Annotated in this window: 19 protein-coding genes and 1 other RNA gene; 1 reads left to right on the top strand and 19 read right to left on the bottom strand. The window is 58.4% G+C overall.

Translation table 11 applies throughout. The features are described from left to right. Positions 1 to 106 precede the first annotated feature (106 nt). The 5 genes from lpxC to HWX89_RS20490 form a co-directional block, all read right to left on the bottom strand. Positions 107 to 1,066, bottom strand: a complete 960-nt coding sequence (gene lpxC, locus HWX89_RS20470) for a UDP-3-O-acyl-N-acetylglucosamine deacetylase (RefSeq protein ID WP_138790978.1) — start codon at positions 1,064 to 1,066, stop codon at positions 107 to 109. A 267-nt stretch (positions 1,067 to 1,333) separates the two neighbouring features. Then, on the bottom strand, positions 1,334 to 3,079 hold the full coding sequence (gene ftsZ / locus HWX89_RS20475; RefSeq protein WP_138790979.1) for a cell division protein FtsZ: 1,746 nt from the start codon (positions 3,077 to 3,079) through the stop codon (positions 1,334 to 1,336). Between the two features lie 91 nt (positions 3,080 to 3,170). Further along, positions 3,171 to 4,502, bottom strand: coding sequence for a cell division protein FtsA (gene ftsA, locus HWX89_RS20480; RefSeq protein WP_138790980.1), 1,332 nt, complete (start codon positions 4,500 to 4,502; stop codon positions 3,171 to 3,173). After that, positions 4,499 to 5,431, bottom strand: coding sequence for a cell division protein FtsQ/DivIB (locus HWX89_RS20485; protein ID WP_178340848.1), 933 nt, complete (start codon positions 5,429 to 5,431; stop codon positions 4,499 to 4,501). The genes ftsA and HWX89_RS20485 overlap by 4 nt, the downstream gene beginning before the upstream one ends. Further along, the gene (locus tag HWX89_RS20490) at positions 5,419 to 6,345 is read right to left on the bottom strand and encodes a D-alanine--D-alanine ligase (RefSeq protein ID WP_138790982.1); all 927 of its coding nucleotides are present in this window, start codon (positions 6,343 to 6,345) and stop codon (positions 5,419 to 5,421) included. The genes HWX89_RS20485 and HWX89_RS20490 overlap by 13 nt, the downstream gene beginning before the upstream one ends. A 524-nt stretch (positions 6,346 to 6,869) precedes the next feature. Here HWX89_RS20490 and HWX89_RS20495 point away from each other — a divergent pair. After that, entirely contained in the window at positions 6,870 to 8,174 is a 1,305-nt protein-coding gene (locus HWX89_RS20495; RefSeq protein ID WP_138790983.1) for an MFS transporter, read from the top strand. A gap of 83 nt (positions 8,175 to 8,257) precedes the next feature. Here HWX89_RS20495 and murB read toward each other — a convergent pair whose 3' ends face one another. The 14 genes from murB to HWX89_RS20565 all read right to left on the bottom strand — a co-directional run bounded on the left by murB (position 8,258) and on the right by HWX89_RS20565 (position 24,234). Further along, positions 8,258 to 9,223 (bottom strand): UDP-N-acetylmuramate dehydrogenase, encoded by a 966-nt coding sequence (gene murB, locus HWX89_RS20500; protein WP_138790984.1) that lies wholly within the window; start codon positions 9,221 to 9,223, stop codon positions 8,258 to 8,260. Then, positions 9,220 to 10,635 carry a UDP-N-acetylmuramate--L-alanine ligase gene (gene murC / locus HWX89_RS20505; protein WP_138790985.1) on the bottom strand — a complete coding sequence of 472 codons (1,416 nt, stop codon included), beginning with the start codon at positions 10,633 to 10,635 and terminating at the stop codon, positions 9,220 to 9,222. Before murC ends, murB begins: the two co-directional genes overlap by 4 nt. Then, a complete protein-coding gene (gene murG / locus HWX89_RS20510; RefSeq protein ID WP_138790986.1) occupies positions 10,632 to 11,768 on the bottom strand; it encodes an undecaprenyldiphospho-muramoylpentapeptide beta-N-acetylglucosaminyltransferase in 1,137 nt (378 codons plus the stop codon). The genes murC and murG overlap by 4 nt, the downstream gene beginning before the upstream one ends. Positions 11,769 to 11,773: 5 nt before the next feature. Next, positions 11,774 to 12,928 (bottom strand): putative lipid II flippase FtsW, encoded by a 1,155-nt coding sequence (ftsW, locus tag HWX89_RS20515; protein ID WP_138790987.1) that lies wholly within the window; start codon positions 12,926 to 12,928, stop codon positions 11,774 to 11,776. A gap of 4 nt (positions 12,929 to 12,932) precedes the next feature. Continuing rightward, complete coding sequence (murD, locus tag HWX89_RS20520; RefSeq protein WP_138790988.1) at positions 12,933 to 14,342, bottom strand: UDP-N-acetylmuramoyl-L-alanine--D-glutamate ligase; 1,410 nt, start codon at positions 14,340 to 14,342, stop codon at positions 12,933 to 12,935. Between the two features lie 4 nt (positions 14,343 to 14,346). After that, positions 14,347 to 15,447 carry a phospho-N-acetylmuramoyl-pentapeptide-transferase gene (gene mraY, locus HWX89_RS20525; protein ID WP_138790989.1) on the bottom strand — a complete coding sequence of 367 codons (1,101 nt, stop codon included), beginning with the start codon at positions 15,445 to 15,447 and terminating at the stop codon, positions 14,347 to 14,349. A gap of 23 nt (positions 15,448 to 15,470) precedes the next feature. Further along, positions 15,471 to 16,904 (bottom strand): UDP-N-acetylmuramoylalanyl-D-glutamyl-2,6-diaminopimelate--D-alanyl-D-alanine ligase, encoded by a 1,434-nt coding sequence (locus tag HWX89_RS20530; RefSeq protein WP_138790990.1) that lies wholly within the window; start codon positions 16,902 to 16,904, stop codon positions 15,471 to 15,473. Next, complete coding sequence (locus HWX89_RS20535) at positions 16,901 to 18,361, bottom strand: UDP-N-acetylmuramoyl-L-alanyl-D-glutamate--2,6-diaminopimelate ligase (RefSeq protein ID WP_138790991.1); 1,461 nt, start codon at positions 18,359 to 18,361, stop codon at positions 16,901 to 16,903. Before HWX89_RS20535 ends, HWX89_RS20530 begins: the two co-directional genes overlap by 4 nt. 59 nt (positions 18,362 to 18,420) lie before the next feature. Further along, complete coding sequence (locus HWX89_RS20540) at positions 18,421 to 20,160, bottom strand: peptidoglycan D,D-transpeptidase FtsI family protein (RefSeq protein ID WP_138790992.1); 1,740 nt, start codon at positions 20,158 to 20,160, stop codon at positions 18,421 to 18,423. Next, positions 20,160 to 20,711 carry a cell division protein FtsL gene (gene ftsL / locus HWX89_RS20545; RefSeq protein WP_138790993.1) on the bottom strand — a complete coding sequence of 184 codons (552 nt, stop codon included), beginning with the start codon at positions 20,709 to 20,711 and terminating at the stop codon, positions 20,160 to 20,162. The genes HWX89_RS20540 and ftsL overlap by 1 nt, the downstream gene beginning before the upstream one ends. A gap of 1 nt (position 20,712) precedes the next feature. Next, positions 20,713 to 21,738, bottom strand: a complete 1,026-nt coding sequence (gene rsmH, locus HWX89_RS20550; RefSeq protein ID WP_138790994.1) for a 16S rRNA (cytosine(1402)-N(4))-methyltransferase RsmH — start codon at positions 21,736 to 21,738, stop codon at positions 20,713 to 20,715. 14 nt (positions 21,739 to 21,752) lie between these two features. After that, positions 21,753 to 22,193 (bottom strand): division/cell wall cluster transcriptional repressor MraZ, encoded by a 441-nt coding sequence (gene mraZ / locus HWX89_RS20555; RefSeq protein ID WP_138790995.1) that lies wholly within the window; start codon positions 22,191 to 22,193, stop codon positions 21,753 to 21,755. Between the two features lie 393 nt (positions 22,194 to 22,586). Beyond that, an RNA gene (rnpB, locus tag HWX89_RS20560) (RNase P RNA component class A) lies at positions 22,587 to 22,987 on the bottom strand. Between the two features lie 56 nt (positions 22,988 to 23,043). Beyond that, on the bottom strand, positions 23,044 to 24,234 hold the full coding sequence (locus HWX89_RS20565; RefSeq protein WP_138790996.1) for an NAD(P)/FAD-dependent oxidoreductase: 1,191 nt from the start codon (positions 24,232 to 24,234) through the stop codon (positions 23,044 to 23,046). Between the last annotated feature and the right edge of the window lie 43 nt (positions 24,235 to 24,277).

Consider the following 24,277-nt stretch of genomic DNA (forward strand, 5'->3'; position numbering starts at 1 on the left):
CAAATACGAATATCGCCGTTACTGCAGCGAGTTACAGGTCCGGCAAAGAAAAAAGCCGCCCCAGTTTATGGAGCGGCTTTTCCGTCAATTGATGCTGCAAACTGGCTTATGCAGACCAGGGTGCGAATTCCGGCATGTTGACAGCAACGAACTCGCGAGCGCGAACCATCTGGCTGCGCGCTGCAGGTGCCTCAACAATTTCATAGGCAGAGCGATCACTCAAAAGAGCCTTCAATGCGTTGGCATTGACCTTGTGGCCTCCGCGGTAGGAGCGGTAGCAACCGATGAACTGTGCGCCGGCGAGCGCCAGATCGCCAACGGCATCCAGCGTCTTGTGGCGGACGAACTCGTCCTTCGCGTAACGCAGGCCTTCCATGTTGATGACCGTGTTGTCGTCGGAGATGACGACCGAATTCTCAAGCGAGGAACCAAGCGCATAACCGGCAGCCCAGAGCCGCTCGACGTCACGCATGAAACCAAAGGTCCGTGCACGGGACAATTCATTCTTGAAGCTCTCAGCCGTCAGGTCACCCTTCCAGGACTGCTTGCCAATCAGCGGCGTATCGAAATCGATGTCCACTTCGAATCGCGTGCCGTCATACGGACGGAACTCAGCCCAGGATGCACCGGCATCGATACGGACAGGCTTCGTCACACGAATGTAACGGCGCTTCACACCGAGATTCTTGACGCCAACCGCTTCGATCGCTTCAATGAAGGGCGCAGAGCTGCCATCCATGATCGGAACTTCCGGACCATCAACCTCGACAACGAGATTGTCGATGCCCATGGCATAGATAGCCGCCATGACGTGCTCGATCGTCGCCACTGACTGGGATAGCGAACGACCAAGCACGGTGCACAGGTCGGTATTGCCGACATTGGAAGAAACCGCCTTCAACTCCGTTACACTGCCATTCTCATGGAGGCGGTGAAACACGATGCCCGTTCCGGCTTCTGCCGGCTGGAAGGTCATCGAAACCGGATTGCCGGAATGCACGCCAATGCCTTTAAGCTGAACAGCATTTGCGATGGTTGTCTGAAATCCGAGCAGTCCGATAGTCATGCGTATGTGCCTTGTTTTATGAACCGCGCCGATGGCAGCGCCGCTCCTGTTTTCGCCGGTCATTCACGACCGGAAGCATCAGTAAAATCCTTTACCCAGGTTCATACATACGCACATGTAGGTCTAAGAACAAATCACTGTTCGTTTCGGATTGTTACAAGACTAAATCATTGAAAAAATGAATTAATTTACCGTTAAAAGCGTCACCAAAACAAAAAGCCCGGACCTTGCGATCCGGGCTTTTCTGACTGCGATAGAATCGTCAGCTCAGTTCGACTGGCGGCGCAGGAACGCCGGGATTTCGAGCTGATCGTCTTCGTGGTTGCTGGACGAAGCAGGCGTTGCACGGCCGTGATCGTCAAGCTGGCCACGACGTGGTGCGTAGAGGCTTGCTTCCGGCGAAAGCTGGCGGCGCGGCTGCGGAGCCATGCTCGGAGCATCCATCATGTCGGACGGAACTTCTTCTTCTTCGCGGCGGCCAAGCGAGTTGGTGATGCGCTTCAGAAGACCCATCGGGCCACGCTCTTCCTGTGCAGCAGGAGCGGCGTGCGCACGGTGATCCATCTCTGCCTTTACGACCGGAGGAAAGTCCTCGACCTTCGGCATACGGACAGGCTCAGGCTGACGGGCAACCGGAGCAGGCTCCTGGTAGACCGGAGCTTGCGGCTGCATGCGTGGTGCCGGTGCGGCGACCTGCTCAGGCGCATGATAGACAGGTGCCGGAGCGACAGGCGCTGGTGCGGCCTGCTGTACCGGAGCGGCCGGACGCAGGGCTGCGGGAGCTTCAGCCGGAGCGGATGCGAAAAGCTTGCTCTGCGGACGGAAGTCCTGAGCAGGCTGCTGCGTTGCAAAACCGAGTTCACGTTCCATTTCAGCTTCTGCCGAACGGATGGTCTGTGCGATCGGGTCTACGGCCTTCGGTGCCTGCGAGACTGCGGCAGGCTGAACTGCGGCCGGAGCCGGAGCAACGGCCGCCGAAGGACGGATAAGGGGCTTCGCAGCGGCTGCTGCACGCATGTCGGCGACGTTCTGCTCCATCTGGCCAGGAACGCGGTCGATACCGGTCGCAACGACGGACACGCGGATGAGGCCTTCCAGAGCTTCGTCGAAGGTCGCGCCGAGAATGATGTTGGCGTCCGGATCGACTTCCTCGCGGATTCGGGTCGCAGCCTCGTCGACTTCGAACAGGGTAAGGTCGCGACCACCGGTGATGGAGATCAACAGGCCCTGTGCGCCCTTCATCGAGGTTTCGTCGAGCAGCGGGTTTGCAATTGCCGCTTCTGCAGCCTGCATTGCACGGCCCGGACCGGAAGCTTCACCGGTGCCCATCATTGCACGGCCCATTTCGCGCATGACCGAGCGAACGTCAGCGAAGTCGAGGTTGATGAGACCTTCCTTCACCATCAGGTCGGTGATGCAGGCAACGCCGGAGTAGAGAACCTGGTCGGCCATGGCGAAGGCGTCAGCGAAAGTCGTCTTGTCGTTGGCAATACGGAAGAGGTTCTGGTTTGGAATGACGATCAGCGTGTCGACGGACTTCTGCAGTTCCTCGATACCCTGCTCGGCAAGACGCATACGGCGACCGCCTTCGAAGTGGAAAGGCTTGGTGACGACGCCAACGGTCAGGATGCCCTTGTTGCGTGCGGCCTGCGCGACAACCGGAGCAGCACCCGTGCCGGTGCCACCACCCATACCGGCGGTGACGAAGCACATGTGCGTGCCGTTCAGGTGATCGATGATCTCATCGATGCACTCTTCCGCAGCGGCGCGACCGACTTCCGGCTGGGAACCGGCGCCGAGACCTTCCGTGACATTGACGCCGAGCTGAATGACCCGGTCTGCCTTGGTCATGGTCAGGGCCTGCGCGTCTGTATTGGCAACGACGAAATCGACGCCCTGAAGACCGGCCGTGATCATGTTGTTGACAGCGTTACCGCCACCACCACCGACACCGAAAACGGTGATGCGTGGCTTCAGCTCGGTGATATCCGGCTTTTGCAGCTGTATCGTCATTTTACCATTCCTTCTTTCTCTGGCCGCATCGCCCCGCTGGCCGATTCTTGAAAACTCAACTCGAAAACCTCCGGCATTGCCTCGAGGCTACTCAAAAACTCTCTTTCAACCATTGCCCAACCCGGGCTATCCGGCCGCTACCGCCGCCAAACGGCGAGAACATTCCGCCTTGTGCTGCATGAATTTCGATATCCGCGACCTGCGGATAAATCATCAATCCGCAAGCTGTAGAAAATGCTGGGCCCTTTGCCGCGACCGGAAGACCGGCAACGCCCATAGGGCGACCGATGCGAACGTTGCGGGCGAGGATACGCCGCGCCGTTTCCGGCAATCCCGTCAACTGGCTCGCACCGCCCGTCAGAACGACGCGCTTGCCAACGATGGGACTGAAACCGGACTTCTGGATACGATCACGGATCAATTCCAGCGTCTCTTCGATACGCGCCCGCACAATGCGGGTTACAAGTGCTCTTGAAACTTGCGATGGTTGATCGCGATCATCTTCGCCAATTGGCGGGATCGAAATCATGTCGCGCTCATCCGCGCCATTCAGCAATGCCGAACCATGCACCACCTTCAGTCTCTCCGCATCTTCGATTCGTGTCGAGAGGCCTCGTGCAAGATCTGTCGTAACGTGATGACCGCCGAGCCCGATGGCGTCGGTATGAATGAGGCGACCTTCGGCAAAAACCGAGATCGTCGTGGTGCCACCGCCCATGTCGATCGCCGCACAGCCAAGCTCAACTTCATCGTCAACCAGCGCGGCCAAGCCGCTGGCATAAGGCGTCGCGACGATGCCTTCCACCGACAGATGCGCGCGATTAACGCAGAGTTCGAGGTTCTTGAGTGCTGTGCGCTCGACAGTGACAACATGCATATCGACACCGAGCAGATCGCCGTACATCGACAAGGGGTCGCGAATGCCACGCTCGCCGTCCAGGGAATAACCCGTAGGCAGGGAGTGCAGGATCGCACGATCCTGACGCATGGACTGCTGGCTTGCAGCCACGAGCACCTTGCGCAAGTCGCTTGCTTCGACTTCCTGTCCGCCGAGATCGATGCTCGCGGTGTAGATATCGCTGGCCAGACGCCCTGCAGAAACGTTGACGATCAGGCTATCGACGGTCAGACCTGCCATGCGTTCCGCCGCATCGACAGCAAGACGAATAACACCTTCCAGCGCATCGAGATCGGCGATGACGCCGGATTTCACACCGCGCGAACGCTGATGACCGATACCGATAATCTCGACCTTGTGCGTACGACCGGGAAGGATTTCGCTTTCCTGGCGCGGTGTCAGCCGGCCGATCATGCACACGACTTTGGTGGAACCAATATCGAGCACCGAAACGATGTGGCTGCGCTTGGAGGAAAGCGGCTTCAGGCGAGGCAGGCCGAAATGGGAAGAACCGAAAAAGCTCATGTATTCTTCTCCGCTTTCTTGAGAGCTTTCGTCCGCGCCTCTACCGCCGCCTGACGGCGTTCGGCAGCACCTTCGGTCAGTTGAACGGTCGTACGGTCCGGCAGGCGCAGGTCGACAGCGGCGACATCGCGAGACAGAACCTTTTCTTCCAGATCGAGCCGCGCCAGAAGTTGCAGCGCCTTTGGCACGTTTTCTTCCGGCAGCTTGATAACGATGCCGTTGTCGAGATGCAGATCCCAACGACGACCGGCAATCCGCACATAGGCGCGTACGCGGTTGCGAATTTCAGGCCAGTCGGCGAGCTTGTCGACGAAACCGGCGGCACCCGTTTCCGCATCGCGCCCGACGAACAGCGGCAGAGAGGCGAATTTGTTGTCACGCAGCGGCGCGATCACGCTGCCGCTTTTTTCGATCAGCGACAGTTCCGAGCCGTGCTGCCAGATGCCAAAGGCCTGGCGCTCCTTCAGGCGAACCTCGATGGTCTTCGGGTAAACCTTGCGGACATCGACATCCTCGACCCAGGGCAGTTGCGCCAGCTTGCGGCGCGCAGCATCGATATCGAGCGCGATCAGCGACGTGCTGCCATCGAGACCGAGCAACTGGAAGATATCGATCTCGGAGGTCTGCAGGTTACCGGAAACCTTCACGTCCTCAACCGCGAAACCCGCCGCCGAGGTGGTCGCCTGGGTCACGATATTCGTGTGCCCGCCAAGCGACATGCCGTAGAGGCCCGTCGCGGCATAAAAGGCAATCGCGGAAACCGTGCCGGTATGGGCCGGAATATGAATACGTCCAGAAGCGAGGCTGACGCAGAAGCGCACGATGCGACGCAGCGGACGCGGCAGAACCATGCGATCGTCGGCATTCGCCGGCGCCATAACCTGCTCGCGCTTTCTTGCCGTCGACTTTTTACCGGTCACCGCAAACACGAAGCGTCCTCCACCATCCAACGGACAAGTTCACCAAAGGAACGGCCCGCGTGGGCCGCCATCTCAGGCACCAGGGAGGTCGGCGTCATGCCAGGCTGGGTATTCACCTCGAGCCAGATAACTTCGCCATCTTCCGAAAAGCGATCGTCGTAACGGAAGTCAGAACGGCTAACGCCACGGCACCCGATCGCCTGGTGTGCCATGACCGCCAATGTTTGAATTTTTTGGTAAATTTTCGGTGAAATTTCTGCCGGGATGACATGTTTTGAGCCACCAGCAGCGTATTTTGCATCGTAATCATAGAAATTGTGACCAAGCGGCACCACTTCGGTGACACCGAGCGCCTCGCCATCCATGACACCGCAGGTCAGTTCGCGACCGTGGACATAACGCTCGACCATCACCTGATCGCCATAACGCCATTCCGACGATGTCAGAACCTGTGGGGGGTGCGACTGATCTTCCTTGACGATGACGACGCCGAAGCTGGAGCCCTCACGGACCGGCTTGACCACATATGGCGGCGGCAAGGGATGCTCGCTGGTGAAATCGAAGCGGTTCATTACACGCTCCTGGGCAACCGGAATACCGGCTGCGGCAGCAACCTTCTTGGCCTGCGCCTTGTCCATGGCAAGGGCGGACGCCAGCACGCCTGAGTGCGTGTAGGGAATGGCGAGATATTCAAGAACGCCCTGAATGGTTCCGTCTTCACCGAAGGGCCCATGCAACGCGTTAAAAGCAACGTCCGGGCGCAGCGCGTCCAGCACCGCCGCGATGTCGCGACCGACATCAACGCGCGTGACCTTGTATCCCTCGCCTTCCAGTGCAAGCGCGCAAGCCTCCCCCGACGACAGGCTGACCGGCCGTTCGGAAGAAATACCACCCATAAGAACAGCTACGTGCTTGCCGCTCATGAAACCCTCTGACACCAACTCTCCGCTTTCGAACCGCCACCCGGTGATTCCGGGACACGATCCTCATGATCAGTTAAACGCTATTAAGGTTAATGAACCGTTTACTTTCGTTAACCGCCCTGATCGGCAGACCGACTTTCGTTAAAGAATCAGCACCTACCCGGATTCCCTCCTTGGAATCAGAGAGTTGCGACGATTGCAACATGCAGATTTTCAATGATCGGAAATGGAAAGCCGGATTTCGGGGTAGCTGACACCGTCAAACGCAAGAGCCAAACGTTAAGATGCGCGCGCTTTCCCCAACAAAAATCCGCTTGGCTTTCAGCCCGTTAGAAACGCAGCCTGAATCAAATTTTTAACAAAAGCTTAATGAGCCGACGCGCGGTTTTCAGCGTTTTTCGCAATTGCGAAAAGAAAATGCGCTTTATTTCTTTTTTTGCATTTCAAAAGACCGAAAATTGCGTTAACGCATTTTGCGCCTGCGAAGGCCGCTAGTCTAAATCATCTACAATGGAACCAATACCATGACCGACGCGATATCACCGGTATCGCCGACCGCTGACAATTCGAACGCTGTAAAGACAAATTCGCCTGCACGAGTTCTCACTGCCAGCCTGGTCGGCACGACCATCGAGTTTTTCGATTTCTACGTTTACGCCACTGCTGCAGTGCTTGTGTTCCCGGTCTTGTTCTTCCCGAACAACGATCCGATGACAGCTCTGCTTGCATCCTTCGCCACCTTCTCGATCGCCTTCTTCGCCCGCCCGCTCGGCGCGGTCGTATTCGGCCATTATGGTGACCGCGTTGGACGCAAGGCAACGCTGGTGGCCGCTTTGCTGACCATGGGCGTCTCGACCGTGGTGATCGGCCTACTGCCTTCTTATGAGACGGCTGGCGTTCTTGCACCGCTGTTGCTGGCGCTTTGCCGTTTCGGCCAGGGCTTCGGCCTCGGTGGCGAATGGGGCGGCGCAGTTCTGCTCGCAACGGAAAACGCACCTCCCGGCAAGCGTAGCTGGTACGGTATGTTCCCGCAGCTCGGCGCTCCGGTCGGTCTGTTCCTGTCCTCCGGCGTATTCTGGATTCTTCTGCACTTCATGTCGCAGGAAGCACTTCTGAGCTGGGGCTGGCGCATTCCCTTCGTCGCCTCGATCATCCTGATCGCCGTCGGCATGTGGGTTCGCCTTTCGATCACCGAAACGCCCGACTTCCAGAAGGCTATCGACAAGGAAGAGCGTGTTGCCGTTCCGGTTGCAGAACTGTTCCGCAACCATAAGCGCAGCCTCGTTCTCGGCACCTTCGTTGCTCTGGCAACCTTCGTGCTGTTCTACATCGGCACTGCCTATCTGCTGTCGTACAACGTCAAGGTTCTGAAGATCCCGTTCCTCGACGCGCTCGAAGTTCAGATCCTCGGCTCCATCGTTTTCGGTATTTTCATCCCGATCGCTGGCAAGCTCGCAGAGCGTTTCGGCCGTCGTGAGATCCTCATCTTGACGACGGTTCTGATCGGCCTGTTCTCCTTCCTGCTGCCCGGCCTGATGACCGGTGGCGAAGGTTCGATCTTCGTCTTCGCGGCGCTCGCGATGGTACTGATGGGCATGACCTACGGTCTGATCGGCACGGCACTTGCCGCTCCGTTCCCGACCCGTGTTCGCTACACCGGCTCGTCCATCACCTTCAACATGGCCGGCATTTTCGGCGCCTCTCTGGCTCCCTACATTGCCACATGGCTGCAGGTGAACTACGGCATGGGTTATGTCGGTTATTACCTCTGCGTATCGGCGATCATCACGCTCGCCTGCATCCTGCTTTCGGGCAAGGATGAAGTCTAAGCCGAGCGCTTGAATCGCAGAAACAAAGAAGCCCGCGAAACCTTTGGTCTCGCGGGCTTTTTATTGTCAGCTTGTCAGGCGTATCAGGCGCCGAGGAACGGTTCGACTTCACGTCCAGGCATGAAGAGACCAAGGCGCTTGATTTCCCACTCAAGGCGAATGCCGGAGTTTTCGAACACGCGCTTGCGAACCGCTTCACCCAGATATTCCAGATCGTAACCGGTCGCATGGCCCGTATTGATCATGAAGTTGCAGTGCAGCGAAGACATCTGCGCACCGCCGATCACCATGCCACGACCGCCGGCCTCGTCGATCAATTCCCAGGCAGAATGTCCTTCAGGATTCTTGAAGGTCGAACCGCCGGTCTGCTCGCGAATGGGCTGGACGGTTTCACGGTGATGACGAACGGCATCCATGTCGGCACGGATTTTCGCCCGGTCTTCCGGGTAGCCTTCAAACAACGCACCAGTGAAAATCAGGCCAGCGTCAGCGCCGGAGTGGCGATAGCTGTAGCCCATGTCAGCGTTGGAAAGAACATGCTCGTTGCCCTGACGGTCAACAGCGTAAACTTCGACGACGCGTTCACGCGTTTCACCGCCATTCGCGCCGGCGTTCATACGCAACGCGCCACCGATCGAACCGGGAATGCCGTAATAGAAATGGAAGCCACCGATGCCATTGTCCATGGCCATCGCGGCGATGTGCTTGTCGGGGCAAATGGCGCCCGCCTTGAGGCGGTTTTCACCGGCCAGTTCGACCTGACCGAAACCTTTGGCGGAAAGACGAACGACAACGCCAGGAATACCACCGTCGCGAACCAGAAGGTTCGAGCCGACGCCGACGACCGTCAGCGGTACATCTTCCGGCAGCATTTTCAGGAAAGTGACCAGATCTTCCGTATCGTGCGGCTGGAACATGACCTCCGCCAGACCTCCCGCTCTGAACCATGTCACACGGTCCATAGGTGCATCCGGTGTCAGACGTCCCCTCAGTTCATTAACCCCGTCGCCGAGCCTCCCCAGCAATTTAACCCCATCGACCTGTCTCATGCAGACTTTCCTGATATGCTCTTCAATTCCGAAGGCAGCGCGGCCGCCCACTGGGTAATGTTCCCAGCCCCCAAGAGAACCACGAAATCACCCGGATTCGCAATGCCTGCAACCACCGAAGCAAGGTCTTCGCGGTTTTCGAGGAAACGGGCGTCACGATGGCCCGCCGCCTTGATCGCCGAAACCAGTGTTTCCGAGTTCGCGCCTTCGATTGGATCTTCGCCCGCCGCATAGACCGGAGCAAGGAGAATCGTGTCGGCATCGTTAAAACAATGGGCGAAATCGTCGAAAAGGCTCGCCAGACGGCTGTAACGGTGCGGCTGATGCACCGCGACGATACGGCCCTTGCAAGCCTCACGCGCAGCCTTCAGCACGGCCTTGATCTCAACCGGATGGTGACCGTAATCGTCGAAGACCTGAACGCCGTTTGCTTCGCCCGTCAGTGTAAAGCGCCGCTTGACGCCACCGAAAGAGGAAAGCCCCTTCTTGATATCCGCTTCGGAAATGCCGAGGCGATTGGCGACGGCAATCGCTGCCGTGGCATTCGAGACATTGTGACGGCCTGGCATCGGCAGGACGAGATCCTTGAACGTAAAGACCTTGCCCGTGCGACGACGACGGATTTCCACGTCAAAGACCGAACGAATTCCATCAATGCGCACGTTGGAGAAACGCACATCAGCCTGCGGATTTTCACCATAGGTGATGACCTTGCGGTCTTCGATCCTGCCGACCAGCGCCTGCACTTCGGGATGATCGAGGCACATGACGCCGAAACCGTAGAACGGCACGTTTTCCACGAACTGGCGGAACGCGGCGCGCACGGCATCAAAATTGCCGTAGTGGTCCAGATGCTCCGGATCGATGTTGGTGACGACGGCAACGTCGGCGGGCAACTTCAGGAAGGTACCGTCAGACTCGTCTGCTTCGACAACCATCCATTCGCCGGCACCCATGCGGGCATTGGTGCCGTAAGCATTGATGATACCGCCATTGATGACAGTCGGATCGAGATTACCGGCTTCGAGAAGTGTGGCGACCATAGACGTCGTGGTGGTCTTGCCGTGGGTGCCACCGATGGCGATGGCGTTACGGAAACGCATCAGTTCAGCCAGCATCTCGGCACGACGAACGATCGGCAGGTGCTTTTCACGTGCGGCGATGAGTTCGGGATTGTTCTTCTTGATCGCGGTGGACACGACAACGACTTCGGCATCCCCGAGGTTTTCAGCCCGATGACCAACGAAAACTTCGATACCCTTGTCACGCAAACGCTGCACATTGGCACTGTCGGCCTGATCCGAACCCTGAACGCGGTGACCGAGATTGTGAAGCACTTCGGCAATGCCGCTCATGCCGATCCCGCCTATCCCGATAAAATGGACAAGGCCTATGGCTTTCGGCATCTTCATGCCCCAACTCCTTCAACTTTCGATTTGAATTCCTGTACGGACTGACCGTTGGCGACTGCCTCTACCAGATCGGCAAGTGCATCCGCCGCATTCGGTTTACCCGTAGCCCTGGCCGCCGCCGCCGTCTCGGCAAGTCGCTCGGGCTCTGCAAGCGCCGATACCAGAAGACCGGAAAGCTTCTGTGGCGACAATTCCGCCTGCTTGATGACCCTCGCACCACCCGCAGCCGAAAGCGCTGCGGCATTGGCAGCCTGATCGTGATCAAGCGCATGCGGATAAGGCACGAGAATGGACGGGCGCCCAATCACGGAGAGCTCCGAAACGGTCGACGCGCCGGACCGGCTGATAACAAGGTCGGCATCGCCAATGCGAGCCGCCATATCGCCAAAGAACGGCGATACATCAGCTTTGACGCCAAGTTTCTTGTAGGACGCGATGACGCTGTCCTTGTCTTCCGGACGGGCCTGCTGCGTGACGGTCAGGCGAGAGCGTTGTGCATCGCTCATCAGGCAGATTGCCGCTGGAACCGCACCCGAGAAGAACTGTGCCCCCTGGCTGCCGCCAAACACGACAAGATTGAACGGCTCGCCCTGTTGCGAAGGCGTGTAGGGAATTTCCGAAGCATGCAGGACGGCAGGGCGCACCGGGTTGCCGGTTGCAATGGTCTTTTCGGCGTATTGGCCACTCGCGGTCGGAAGGAACCCGCCCGCAATCGCCTTCACGCGTCCCGCCAGCGCCTTGTTGGCGCGTCCCATAACGGCGTTCTGCTCGTGGATGATCGAGGGAACACCCAGGCCCGTCGACGCAAGCAGCGGTGGCACGGTTGGATAGCCGCCAAAACCGACAACAGCGACAGGCTTCAGTTTCGCAACCAGTTTTCTCGCCGAACGAAGACCGACCCAAAGCTTCCACAATGAACGCGCCACCGAAACCGGATTTTTCGATCCGAGCGTTGCAGATGGAACGACATGAATTTCATCCGCGGGAAATTTTCCTGCGTAACGCTCGGCGCGACTGTCCGTCACCAGATGCACAGAATAACCGCGAGCTTTGAGCGTGTGCGCCAAAGCCTCGGCTGGAAAAACATGGCCGCCGGTTCCCCCGGCGGCAAGTAGAACAATACCCTTGCTCATTCAGATTACTCCGCAGGAACGCCTGAACCGACGCGGAAGAAGCTGCGTTCTTGCGCTCTCTTCTCCGGTCTGTGGCGCGTCAGGGCCAAAAGGAAGCCTGCCGTCACGCAGATCGCCATCATCGACGAACCACCATAGGAAATCAGCGGCAGGGTCATACCCTTGGCTGGCATCAGTTCGAGATTGACGCCGATGTTGATCATGGACTGCATGCCGATCTGCAAAACCAGACCAGCCACCGCGAAACGGCAGAAATCGTCCTTTTCCTTGAACGCGTGGCTGAGACCACGCAGCACGATAAAGGCAAAGATCGCGACGAGGAACATGCAGAAGACAATGCCGAATTCTTCCGCAGCCACGGAGAAGATGAAGTCGGTGTGGCTGTCTGGAATGATGCGCTTGACGATGCCCTCGCCCGGTCCGCGGCCGAACCAGTCGCCGCGAATGATTGCTTCACGTGCAGTGTCCACCTGGAACGTGTCGCCCTCACCTGTCCAGAAGCGGTCAATACGACCTGCAACGTGCGGCAGCATCAGATAGGCCGAAACGATACCAGCGACACCGAGACCGCCCAGTACGATGATCCAGAACCACGGAACGCCGGCCATGAAGAACATCCCGCCCCAGACAACGGATGTCAGAATGGTCTGACCGAAGTCAGGCTGGGCAATGAGCAAAGCCGCGACAACGCTGAAGGTGATGATCGCAAAGAGGTTGCCAGGAATTTCAGGATGACGTGCACGCTCCGCAAACAGCCAGGCGCAAACGATCACGAAGGCCGGCTTCATGAATTCGGAAGGCTGAATCGAAAAGCTGCCGATCGAGATCCAGCGCCGCGCGCCTTTGACCTCGATACCGAAGAACAGCGCGAAAATCATCATGAGCAGCGATGCGATCAGCAGAATGATCGCGACACGGCGCACTTGGCGCGGCGACAGGAAAGAGAGGCCAACCATGATCGCCAGAGACGGCACCATGAACATCGCCTGTCGCTCGACGAAGAAGAAGCTGTTGAGGCCGATACGCTCGGCAACCGCTGGCGATGCAGCGAATGACAGCATCAGGCCAATGCCCATCAATGCGATGAACGCCGCCAGAAAGAAACGGTCAATGGTCCAGAACCATTCGGCGACCGGACCACGATCAACACGGCTTACCATGACGTCAGCTCCCCTTTCCCGAATCAACCAGCATCGTTACGCCCGCAAGCGCCGAAACGTGCGAAACGAAAGAATCACCCCGCACTTCAAAATTCTTATATTGATCGAAGCTTGCGCAAGCCGGTGATAACATCACGACATTTCCAGCTTTCGCATCGTCGGCAGCATCGGACGCCGCATGTTCGACGGCCTTGTCGAGAGTTCCGGAGATTTCATAAGGCACAGCCTCGCCAAGCGTGGCCGCAAATTCGGCAGCAGCCTCTCCGATCAGATAGGCTTTGGCAATGTGTGAAAACAGCGGCGAAAGGCTGGCGATACCCCCGGCCTTCGGCAGACCGCCTGCGATCCAGTAGATGCGATCATAGCTCGACAAGGCAGGCGCAGACGCATCGGCATTGGTCGCCTTGCTGTCGTTGACGAAGGTGACATTGCCTCGCCGGCCGACCGGCTGCATACGGTGTTTGAGACCCGGGAAGGATTTCAGCCCGGCACGGACCTCATCTTCCGAAACGCCGACGGCTAGGCATGCAGCAATGGCCGCCGCCGCATTCTGGGCATTATGGCTGCCGCGAAGCGTCTGGATTCCATCGAGATCAACGAGCAATGCCGATGTTCCGCCATGCGCGCGCAGGATACGGCTACCCTCGGCATAAAGCCCATCGGAAACGACATTGCGCTTCGAAATACGCTCGACCTTCACGCCTGCGCGTTCGATGCGATCGGCAATCAGCGTCGAATAGCTGTCGTCCACACCGACAACCGCCGTGCGACTACCGGCAACAAGCCGTTCCTTGACGTCGGCATAGTGCTGCATCGTGCCATGACGGTCGAGATGATCGGGCGTCAGGTTAAGCAAGATACCGGCCGTCGGGTTGATCGTCGGCGCCAGGTCTATCTGGTAGGACGAGCATTCCACCACGTAGTAGCGCTCCGCCTTCGGCGGATCGAGGCTCAGCACCGCCGTGCCGATATTGCCGCCGAGCTGCGTATCGCGACCGGAGGATTGCAGAATATGAGCGATCAATGCCGTCGTCGTCGATTTGCCGTTTGTGCCGGTGATGGCAATGAAGGGGCTATCAGGCGCATGAGCGCGACGTTCGCGCACGAAAAGCTCGATATCGCCGATCACATCAACCGCAGCGGCACGTGCCAGATCAACCGACCAGTGCGGTTTCGGATGTGTTAGCGGTACGCCCGGTGCAAGCACGAAGGCCGCGAGCGCAGACCAGTCGATCGTTCGAAGATCAGCCGTAACGATGCCTTCAGCCGAAGCCTTGGCAACGCTGTCGGGATTGTCGTCGTAGGCGACGACATCCGCCCCGCCCGCAACCAGTGCCCTGGCGGTAACCAGACCGGAGCCACCAAGCCCGAACAGCGCGACCTTTTTTCCTTTGAACGATGTGACTGGGATCATCGGCTCACCTCAGCTTCAGCGTGGCAAGACCGAGCAAGGCCAGACCGACCGAAATGATCCAGAACCGGATCACCACCTGGCTTTCCGTCCAGCCCTTTTTCTCGAAATGGTGATGGATGGGCGCCATCAGGAAGACGCGTCTGCCCGTCCGCTTGAACCAGAATACCTGGATGATGACCGACAAGGTTTCCATGACGAACAGACCGCCGACGATGACCATGACGATCTCGTGTTTCGTCGCGACGGCAATGGAGCCGATCAGGCCACCGAGCGCCAGAGAACCCGTGTCGCCCATGAAGATTGCGGCCGGCGGCGCATTGAACCAGAGGAACCCGAGACCCGCACCGATCACCGCGCCAACGATAACCGCGAGTTCGCCTGTACCTGGCACAAAATTGATCTGCAGATAGTTGGAGAAAACGGCGTTACCTGTGAGGTAGGCAATCAGACCGAACGTAGCAGCGGCAATCATCACCGGCACGATGGCAAGACCGTCAAGACCATCAGTCAGGTTGACGGCGTTGCCCGCACCGACAATCACGAAGGCACCGAACAGCACGAAGAAGTAACCGAGGTTGATGACGAATTCTTTGAAGAACGGAAACGCGATGGAGCTGCCAAGGGTGCCGCCGTGCGGCGCCGATGCAAGCGCCATCTGCATCATGAAGAACACAGCAATGGCCGCAATCACGAATTCGATGCCGAGACGCGCTTTGCCGGAAAAGCCCTTGTCGCTCTGCTTCGTGACCTTGAGATAGTCGTCGTAAAAACCGATCGCTCCGAAACCGAGCGTCACGAGCAGGACGGCAACGACATAAACGTTGGACAGATCGCCCCACAGCAGCGAACCACCGAGAATCCCCGCAAGGATCATCAGCCCGCCCATTGTCGGCGTACCGGCCTTCTTGAAATGCGTCTGCGGTCCATCCGCACGGATCGGCTGGCCCTTGCCCTGGCGAACGCGAAGAGAATTGATGATAGCCGGACCAAACAAAAACACGATCAGCGCAGAAGTGAACAGCGCGGCCCCTGCCCGGAAGGTGATGTACCGGAACAGATTGAAGATTTGAATTTTGTCCGACAGTTCTACGAGCCAGATCAGCATAAGTGCCCTTTCACAAGGCTAGTTCAGATTTGGCGTTCCGTCTCGGGGAATGCCGGAAACTTGTCAAGCAGGGCAGAGATAATCTTGCCAAAACCGAGGCCCAACGACGATTTTACCATCAGTGCGTCGCCCGGTTGCACCCATTGCAGCGAAAAATCGACAAGTTCCGCAGTTGTCGGGAACCAGATGACCGTCACACTGTCCGGCAATGCGTCCCGAAGGGCAGCCATCGCTTCACCCGCCAGCCAGACATGTTCGATACCGGCGGCAAGCAACGGCCCCGCCAGTTCCTCATGCACTTCAGCCGAGAACTCGCCCATTTCCAGCATGTCGCCGAGCACGGCAACACGACGGCCGTGTCCCTGTGTTTCGGTCGCAGCCAATACTGCAATTGCTGCCCGCATGGAGGCCGGATTGGCATTGTAGCTTTCATCGATCAGCAGGAATGAGCCACCGTTGATCGCAAGGCGATGGCGCTGTCCGCGTCCTTTGACGGCCTCAAGCGTTCCAAGCGCTTCGAACGCCTTGTCCAGATTGGCGCCGGTCACGGCGACCGCACCCAGAGCCGCCATGGCATTGTCGGCAATGTGCCGGCCCGGAACGCTCAGGTGCAACTCGCTCGTTTCGCCATTCAGGATCGCCCAGATCGTCGATCCCGATGTCGTTGCCTCAAAATCCGCCAGGCGGAAGTCGGCTTTGGCATGTTGACCGAAGGTCAGAATGTGGGAGACGCCCACTTCCTGCGCTGCGGTTTCGAGCTGTTCGAACTGGGCGTTGTCGCGATTGAGGATAACCGCGCCGCCCTCTTCGACACCCTCGAAGATTTCCGCCTTGGCGGCGGCGATTTCTTCAATGTTGCTGAAATTGCCGAGGTGGGCTGCAGCAATGGTGGTGATGATTGCCACATGCGGGCGCACCATCTTGACCAGCGGGCGGATTTCGCCTGGATGGTTCATGCCGATTTCAAAAACACCGAATTCAGTGTCGGCGGGCATGCGCGCCAATGTCAGCGGCACACCCCAATGGTTGTTGAAGGATGCCACTGCCGCATGCACCCGGCCGGATGGCTCCAGAACCTGACGCAACATTTCCTTGGTGGTCGTCTTGCCGACGGAGCCCGTCACCGCAATGATGCGTGCGGAGGTGCGTTGGCGGGCAGCAACAGCGAGCTTCCCAAGTGCCACAAGCACATCTTCCACAACGATCATCGGAACCGTCAAACGACCGAGAGCCGGCAGCTTCCCTTCCGCCACGACGAGAAGACCAGCACCGTTGGCGACCGCGAAACTCGTGAAATCATGACCGTCGACACGGTCACCCTTGATGGCAAAAAAGGCCTCTCCGGGTTTGACCGTGCGGCTGTCGATGGAAATGCCCGTGATGCCCAGAGGCAGATTGCCGACCGGACGTCCCGCCGTAACGGCGACCATTTCCTCCACTGTCCATAGCCAGTTCAAATCTTCAATCCTTCCAGCGCGGTGCGCACCTGTTCATGGTCGGAAAATGGCAGCGTCACAGAACCGACGATCTGCCCTTCTTCATGCCCCTTGCCCGCAACGATCAGCGTGTCGCCGTTCGAAAGAAGCGAAACGGCGTGGCGTATTGCCTCGGCCCTGTCGCCAATTTCCAATGCGCCCGGCGCCGCAGCCATGATCTCGGAACGGATCGTCGCTGGTTCTTCCGAGCGCGGATTGTCATCCGTCACAATGACGATGTCGGAGAGGCGCGTCGCCACTTCGCCCATGATCGGACGCTTGCCCTTGTCGCGGTCGCCGCCGCAACCGAAAACGGTAATGATGCGTCCGGAGGTAAACGGCCGCACCGAGGTCAGAACATTCTCGAGTGCGTCCGGCTTGTGGGCATAGTCCACATAGGCAAGCGCACCGTTTTTCGTATGCCCCACCAGTTCGAGACGACCTGCGGCACCGATCAGCTTTTCAAGAGCCTTCATCGCAACGGCAGCAGTCACGCCGGTAGACATAGCAAGGCCGGCGGAAACCAAAGCGTTGGCAACCTGAAAATCGCCCGCCAGCGGAATATCAACCTCGAAGATCGTGCCGTCGTGATGCACCTCGATCATCTGCTTGTGGCGGAAATGCTCGACCCTTTTGAGGGTCAGATAATCGCCCTTGCGGCCCACGGTGCGAACGTTCAGCCCCGCATCTTCCGCAGTTCGGATTGCCTGAGCCGACCAGGGGTCGTCCGCAAAGATCACGGCCGGTGAACCCTTCGCCATCAGCGTATCGAAGAGCCGCATCTTCGCAGCCATGTAGTCCTCGATCGTCGGATGGTAATCCATGTGGTCACGACCGAGATTGGTAAAACCGGCCGCGGCGAGTTTCACACCATCGAGACGGCGCTGATCGAGCCCGTGACTGGAGGCTTCCATAGCAGCGTGTGTCACACCTTCGGAGGCGAGTTCGGCAAGAAGCCCATGCAACGTGACCGGGTCCGGTGTCGTCAGCGCGCCATAGTCTTCACGACCGGGTGCAATGACACCTGTCGTGCCGATCTGCGCTGCGGGATGACCGGCGAAGGCCCAAATTTGTCTGGTAAAGGAAGCAACTGAGGTCTTACCCGCGGTGCCGGTAACGGCAACCATGGTCTGCGGCTGTTTTCCGTAAAAACGGGAGGCGGCAAGCGCGAGGTAAAGGCGCGGGTCAGTGACGGTCAACACCGGAACGCTTGCTTCGAGCGCGTGGTTGGAGACGATAACGACAGCACCCTTGGAAATGGCGTCCTGCACGTAGACTGAACCATCAGCCTTGCTGCCTGCGACTGCCACGAAAAGGGTGGCCGGACCGGCCTTGCGGCTGTCTGCGGTAATTCCCCCGATTTCGATCGCCCCGATTTCAGAGCGCAGTAGTTCGTTCAATTCCGGAAACTCGGTTCCGGACAGATCTCGCAAATTCATCGACTGTTTCCGTCTTGTCCCCCCGGCACGAATCACCGGAATATCATAAGCTCTAACAATCAATAAGACACGAGCAAGGCCGAGCCGTCCTTCCCGAACTTGGGCTTTACACCCAAAATACCTGCCGTGCGGGTGATGATGTCGTGGACCATCGGCGCTGCGGACGTACCCGCAAGTGCCGCGCCATTGCCCTTATCCGTCTTCGGTTCGTCGATGAACGTCAGCACCACGTATTGCGGATCGTCGATCGGAAACGCGGAGAGGAATGCGTTGAAGTTCTTGTCGTGAACGTAGCGGCCGTTGACCACCTTGTCGGCGGTGCCGGTCTTGCCGCCAACGTTGAAACCTTCGACGCGGGCGTTGCGGCCCGAACCGTTCACGCCGTTCCATTCAAACAGGAAACGCATGTCCTTGCTGGTCGTCGGCTTCAAGACCTGGGTTGCAACCTGGTCGGCCTGTTCGCGGCTGCGCGGCAGGAAGGTCGGCTCGATGAGTTTGCCGCCGTTGACGAGTGCGGCACCTGCCACCGCAGTCTGAAGCGGGGTCGTCGAGACACCGTGACCGAACGAAATGGTAATGGAGTTGATCTTCTTCCACTGACGCGGCTGCGTCGGCATCGCAACTTCCGGCAACTCGGTCTGCATGCGGCTCAGTAGTCCTAGGCGCGTCAGGAATTCCTTGTGCCCTTCGGTGCCAACCGTGTCGGCAATTTTCGCCGTACCGATGTTGGAGGAATACTGGAAGATTTCAGGAACGGACAGAACGCGCCCCTTGCCATGGAAGTCCTTGATGGTGAAGCCGCCGATGCGGATCGGATAACGCGCGTCGAACGTATCGCCCAGCCGCACCCGGCCGTCATCAAGACCCATGGCGATGGTGAAGGATTTGAAGGTGGAGCCCATTTCGAACGTGCCGTTCGACATGCGGTTCAGCCAGCCTTCCTTTGCGCCTTCAGCCGGGTTGTTCGGATCGTAATCCGGCAACGACGCCATGGCCAGAATCTCGCCGGTATGCACGTCCATCACCACGGCGCCGGCACCAATCGCCTTGAACTTGTCGATTGCCGAGACGACAACCTCGCGCACGATGGCCTGAACACGAAGATCGATCGACAGCTTGACGGGCTCAAGTGGCTGATCACTGGTCATGCCAAGCGCCGTCAGGTCGGCAAGACCCTGGCTGTCGACATAGCGTTCCATACCGGCAACACCGCGGTTGTCGATGTTGACGTGACCGACGATGTGCGCAGCCGTAGGCCCGCCTGGATAGAAGCGGCGTTTTTCCGGTCGGAAGCCGATACCAGGAATTCCGAGCGCCAGAATCTGGCTCTGCTGCTTCGGCGTCAGTTGTCGACGCAGCCACTGGAACCGCGAATTGGAGGACAGTTTCTGATAGGTTCCACGCTGATCGAGATCGGGCAGAACGGTGCGCAGTTTCTCGATTGCCTCATCGATATCGACGATGCGATGCGGCTCGGCAAACAACGAAACGGTACGGATGTCGGTTGCGAGCACTTCACCATTGCGATCGAGCAGATCCGGACGCGACGCCATCAGGCGGTCAGCGGGTGCGATGCTCGAAACGGTTTCCTGTTCGGCAAGACCGTACTGAACAAGACGGCCACCAACCACACCATAAAATGCGACGAAGCCGAAAATGAGAAGGCCAACCCGGCTCTTTGCCTGGGCTGCCCGCTTCTTGCGCGCACCTTCGAAGGCCGAATGGTCGGTGTAACCGGTGGTGCTGGCGGAAAAGTGAGCCTTGCTCTTCAAAACCATGACGCGGGAAAGAAAAGACATCAGTGGTTCACCGATCCTGTAATGGTTTCATCCATATCGCCAGTCTCGTCTCCGGCCTGCGCCGACATGGCAGGAGCAGCCGGGCGTGCGACAGGCGCGCGTGGCGTCGGAACCGGAATGCCGTTGACGGCAATCTGTCCGGCGGGCGGTGATTTCGGCTTGGAGGCTCCGCCAAGGGTGGCGCCGGGTTTCGACCCGTTCACGGCGGCAGCAATCACATCCTCGACGCTCATGCCTTCGGGCTCCGGCGGCTGCGGCAGTTGCGAACGCAGCATCGGGAGTTCGCGCGGCTGCGCCAGTTGCGTCGGCTGCGTCGGAGAAAGATTGAGTTCCGTCTGGTAGGCGTTGACCAGACGATGCAGGCGGTTGGGCTGCGTCAACAGAGCCCAGTCGGCACGGAGAAGATCGATCGTATCTTTTTCAAGCTTGATTTCCGCTTCAAGCTTGCGGACTTGTTCAAGCTTGAGATCTGCCTGATGCTTGATGGAATAGGTGACGACAGCCGCCGCGACCATAACTCCCATCAGAATGATGTCGAAAGTGCGCAGCATGTCAGCCCCCCAACTTTTCAAGGCTAGCGAGATCGGGAAGTTCGAAGATCGAAAAATCTGCCGGACGGGCCGGAGCGGACGTGCGCAAGCCGGCTCGCAATTTTGCTGAACGGGCGCGCGGATTGATGTCGGCTTCTTCGTCGCTTGCGGCAATCATCGGCTTGCCGATGCTGTCGAACACCGCCGGCTTGTCTTCCACCATCGGCATATGACGCGAGCCAGCCGCGCGGCCGGAACGGTCGGCGAAGAACTTCTTGACTATACGGTCTTCCAGCGAATGGAAGGTAACGACGACGAGCCTGCCGCCCGGCTTCAAGGCCTGTTCGGCGGCAAAAAGCGCCTGTGCCAGTTCTCCCAGTTCGTCATTGACGAAGACGCGCAGCGCCTGAAACACCCGTGTTGCAGGGTGGATCTTGTCCTTGGCCTTGCGCGGCGTGACGATTTCGATGAGGCCTGCCAGGTCGCGTGTCGTACGAAACGGCTCTTCGGCACGTTTCTTTTCAATGGCGCGTGCGATACGGCCAGGCTGCTTTTCCTCGCCGAGAAAACCGAAAATACGGATCAGATCGCTGACCTTGGCGCGATTGACCACATCAGCCGCTGATACGCCGGAGGCCGACATACGCATATCGAGCGGCCCGTTCTTCTGGAACGAGAAACCGCGCTCGGCCTCATCGATCTGCATCGATGACACACCGATATCGAGAACGACACCGTCCAGCCCACCGTCAGGCGCGTGCGCTGCAAGGTTGGAGAATTGCGACTGAATGAGAGAAAGCCTGCCGCCATTGGCAGCAACCATCGCCTGCCCGCCCGCGATAGCGGTCGGGTCGCGGTCGAGCGCGATAACGTTGGCACCTTGATCGAGAATGGCCTGCGTGTAACCACCGGCGCCGAAGGTTCCGTCCAGGATGACCTTGCCGGGAGCCGGTTCGAGCGCCGTGATGACCTCACGCAGCAGAACCGGGATGTGACGAACAGGTCCGCCACCGGCATCAGAAGATCGTCCGCCAGAATTCGCCGCCATCCCGTATCCCCGTTCTAGGCAGGGCGGATCGTCGTAAAATCGCGCCCTGCTCTTGCTTCCGCCTGCGCCGCCAAAAACGCCTGCGGTTGCCAAAGCTGAAAATGATCCGCCCGCCCAACGAAGGTGACCTCGGTCGTTATGCCGGTAAATTCCCGCACGAAATCCGTCACCATCAATCGACCTTCCTGGTCGAGCTTCATGAAAACACCGCCGCCGTGAACCAGCAGCGACATTGCATTCGCCTGCGGCGAAAACGCGTCCATGGACGCGATCTGCCGCTCGTAACGCTCCAGCAAATCCGGACCACCCACGCTGATCGCCGGAAACGCAAAATCCTGAAGACAATAAAGCTCCTGAATGCCGCGTTGCGCCAGCACCGAACGAAACACCGAAGGAACCGAAACGCGCCCCTTGGCGTCGATCCTGTTCGTTACGTTCGATAAAAAGCGGTCCATAACTCAACTCGCTCAAACCGCACTCCGCCAAGCGATACATCCGCTCGACAGGCAACACCGGTACGCACGACATATCGCTGAGCGCCGGGACGAAGCGCCCCGTAGCAGCCCCTCGCAGGCTCCTTACTCGTTTCAGCGATTGCGGGTCAGAAACACGACCCTTTGTGGTGTGCATTTGGGATACCATGGGACACTATGGGCGTCAATGGGAGAAGATGGCACGATACCGGCTTCGCATCGGAAATTCATAAGCCGTTAAGTTTAACGAATGGTTTACTTCGTGCGTCAGAGCGCGCAGCGCCAACACCAGCGCGACCGAAAAGCGATTGTTTTTGCAAAGAAAATGGTCCTGAAACGTAAAAACGCCCGAGACATCAAAAGTTGAAGGGGAATTTTGCCAGTTGGCCTGTAAGCCGGGTTCTGTATGGCTCCGGTTTTATCCGGAACGTGGCAGCCATTCATCTGGGACGACATTTGCATGCCGCCTCACGCAACCCACCCGGATGACTGGCCCAGAAACAGGCTGTTGGCAGACTTTCGTCCGCCCCGCATCATCCCTATTCGGTCTTGCTCCCGGTGGGGTTTACCTTGCCACCGCTGTTACCAGCGGCGCGGTGGGCTCTTACCCCACCCTTTCACCCTTACCACGTAGGCGTGGCGGTTTGCTCTCTGTGGCACTTTCCCTAGGGTCGCCCCCGCCGGACGTTATCCGGCACCGTGTTTCCGTGGAGCCCGGACTTTCCTCACTTTACCGTCTTTCGACATTGGTAAGGCGCGGCTGCCCGGCCAACTGGCATGCGCTCCATAACCGTGTTCCAACACGAAAGCCACCGAAAAGCGCAGAAAATTCTCAAAGAAACGCAGGTGAAAAGTCTGTCGTGAAGGCATCGTCAGCGATTTTGCCATCAAGCAGCAACGTCGCACCCAGACGACCGATCTCATCCGAGCTTTTTGCCGCCGTGCCATTGCCGCCAGTCAGGACGGCGATCCGTGATGATGTGGAAAAGCCGATGGACGGATAACCACTTTTCGTTTTGGAAACGACGCATGCCGCCATTGAGATGCGGGACCTGTCGACAGACGGCACCAGACCTTCAACGATATCAGACAGATGTTCCCTGACACTCTCGCGGCCACCGGAGCGAAACCATGCACGGATCTCCATGTCGCTCTTCACCAGGATATCGTCCGGATCGCCCCCAATTTTCAGATAGACCTTGCCGTCGGGATAACGGACAGGTGGCAACAGATAGATATGCTTTCTCGTATCACGCGGCTCGTAGATCAACGACGGCATGCCAGCATAACGCTCAGCTTCGTCATCCGGTATTTCGAAGAACGCGACCGTGCGAGCGTAGACATCCAGCGAAATCGGTTGCGGCAACAGGTTTTCGCTGATCGAAAAACCACCCGCAGCAACCAGCACCTTGTCCGCCGTGTAAGTGGCGCCAGATGCAGTCGCGACACAAACAACACCATTCTCGTCACGGGTCGACACGACAATATCGTCGATCAAGGTTACACCGGCATTCCTGGCGAGAACGCTCTGCGCCTCCACCAAAGCACGTGGGTTAACGTAACCGGCATTGTCCCTCTCGAATACGCCTTCGCATTCCGCTTCGAAGGTGAAATACGGAAAACGGCTTTTCAGCGAGGCATCATCCAGCATCTCGGTAGCAACACTAAGACGCGCTGCCGCCGCACAGACATTGTCGATGTACGGATTGCCGCCTCCCCGTTTCGGACCGACGATAAGACAACCAACCGGCCCATAAAAATCAACACCGCTTCGTGTCGCGATATCGTCGTAACGGGCGATGGAACGGTTGGCGAGCAAGGCCCAGTCAGCATTCCCATCAATCGTCCGTGTAATGCGCGCCTCGTCATAGTGGCTGGCAAAAACGCCCTGATGCGACTTGATGTCTTTCGGTTCTCCAGGGCCGATCAAGGCAACACCATCGGTTTTCTCTGCCAGATGGCGGGCCGCTGCGGCACCCATCATCCCACGACCGACGACGATATATTTGAAATGCCCTGACATGCCATTCTCCAGCACGATTTGCTTGTGATTGCGTGAGATGTTT

The sequence above is a fragment of the Rhizobium sp. RM genome (assembly GCF_013390595.1).
Classification (GTDB): domain Bacteria; phylum Pseudomonadota; class Alphaproteobacteria; order Rhizobiales; family Rhizobiaceae; genus Agrobacterium.

What these genes read in the sequence shown, in the direction of transcription:
- murG (WP_138790986.1), bottom strand. Translation starts at nt 11,768, where the DNA reads ATGAGCAAGGGTATTGTTCTACTTGCCGCCGGGGGAACCGGCGGCCAT.
- HWX89_RS20490 (WP_138790982.1), bottom strand. Translation starts at nt 6,345, where the DNA reads ATGAGCGGCAAGCACGTAGCTGTTCTTATGGGTGGTATTTCTTCCGAA.
- mraZ (WP_138790995.1), bottom strand. Translation starts at nt 22,193, where the DNA reads ATGGACCGCTTTTTATCGAACGTAACGAACAGGATCGACGCCAAGGGG.
- mraY (WP_138790989.1), bottom strand. Translation starts at nt 15,447, where the DNA reads ATGCTGATCTGGCTCGTAGAACTGTCGGACAAAATTCAAATCTTCAAT.
- HWX89_RS20565 (WP_138790996.1), bottom strand. Translation starts at nt 24,234, where the DNA reads ATGTCAGGGCATTTCAAATATATCGTCGTCGGTCGTGGGATGATGGGT.
- ftsZ (WP_138790979.1), bottom strand. Translation starts at nt 3,079, where the DNA reads ATGACGATACAGCTGCAAAAGCCGGATATCACCGAGCTGAAGCCACGC.
- rsmH (WP_138790994.1), bottom strand. Translation starts at nt 21,738, where the DNA reads ATGGCGGCGAATTCTGGCGGACGATCTTCTGATGCCGGTGGCGGACCT.
- HWX89_RS20540 (WP_138790992.1), bottom strand. Translation starts at nt 20,160, where the DNA reads ATGTCTTTTCTTTCCCGCGTCATGGTTTTGAAGAGCAAGGCTCACTTT.
- ftsW (WP_138790987.1), bottom strand. Translation starts at nt 12,928, where the DNA reads ATGGTAAGCCGTGTTGATCGTGGTCCGGTCGCCGAATGGTTCTGGACC.
- murB (WP_138790984.1), bottom strand. Translation starts at nt 9,223, where the DNA reads ATGAGACAGGTCGATGGGGTTAAATTGCTGGGGAGGCTCGGCGACGGG.
- murC (WP_138790985.1), bottom strand. Translation starts at nt 10,635, where the DNA reads ATGAAGATGCCGAAAGCCATAGGCCTTGTCCATTTTATCGGGATAGGC.
- ftsL (WP_138790993.1), bottom strand. Translation starts at nt 20,711, where the DNA reads ATGCTGCGCACTTTCGACATCATTCTGATGGGAGTTATGGTCGCGGCG.
- HWX89_RS20495 (WP_138790983.1), top strand. Translation starts at nt 6,870, where the DNA reads ATGACCGACGCGATATCACCGGTATCGCCGACCGCTGACAATTCGAAC.
- HWX89_RS20535 (WP_138790991.1), bottom strand. Translation starts at nt 18,361, where the DNA reads ATGAATTTGCGAGATCTGTCCGGAACCGAGTTTCCGGAATTGAACGAA.
- ftsA (WP_138790980.1), bottom strand. Translation starts at nt 4,502, where the DNA reads ATGAGCTTTTTCGGTTCTTCCCATTTCGGCCTGCCTCGCCTGAAGCCG.
- lpxC (WP_138790978.1), bottom strand. Translation starts at nt 1,066, where the DNA reads ATGACTATCGGACTGCTCGGATTTCAGACAACCATCGCAAATGCTGTT.
- murD (WP_138790988.1), bottom strand. Translation starts at nt 14,342, where the DNA reads ATGATCCCAGTCACATCGTTCAAAGGAAAAAAGGTCGCGCTGTTCGGG.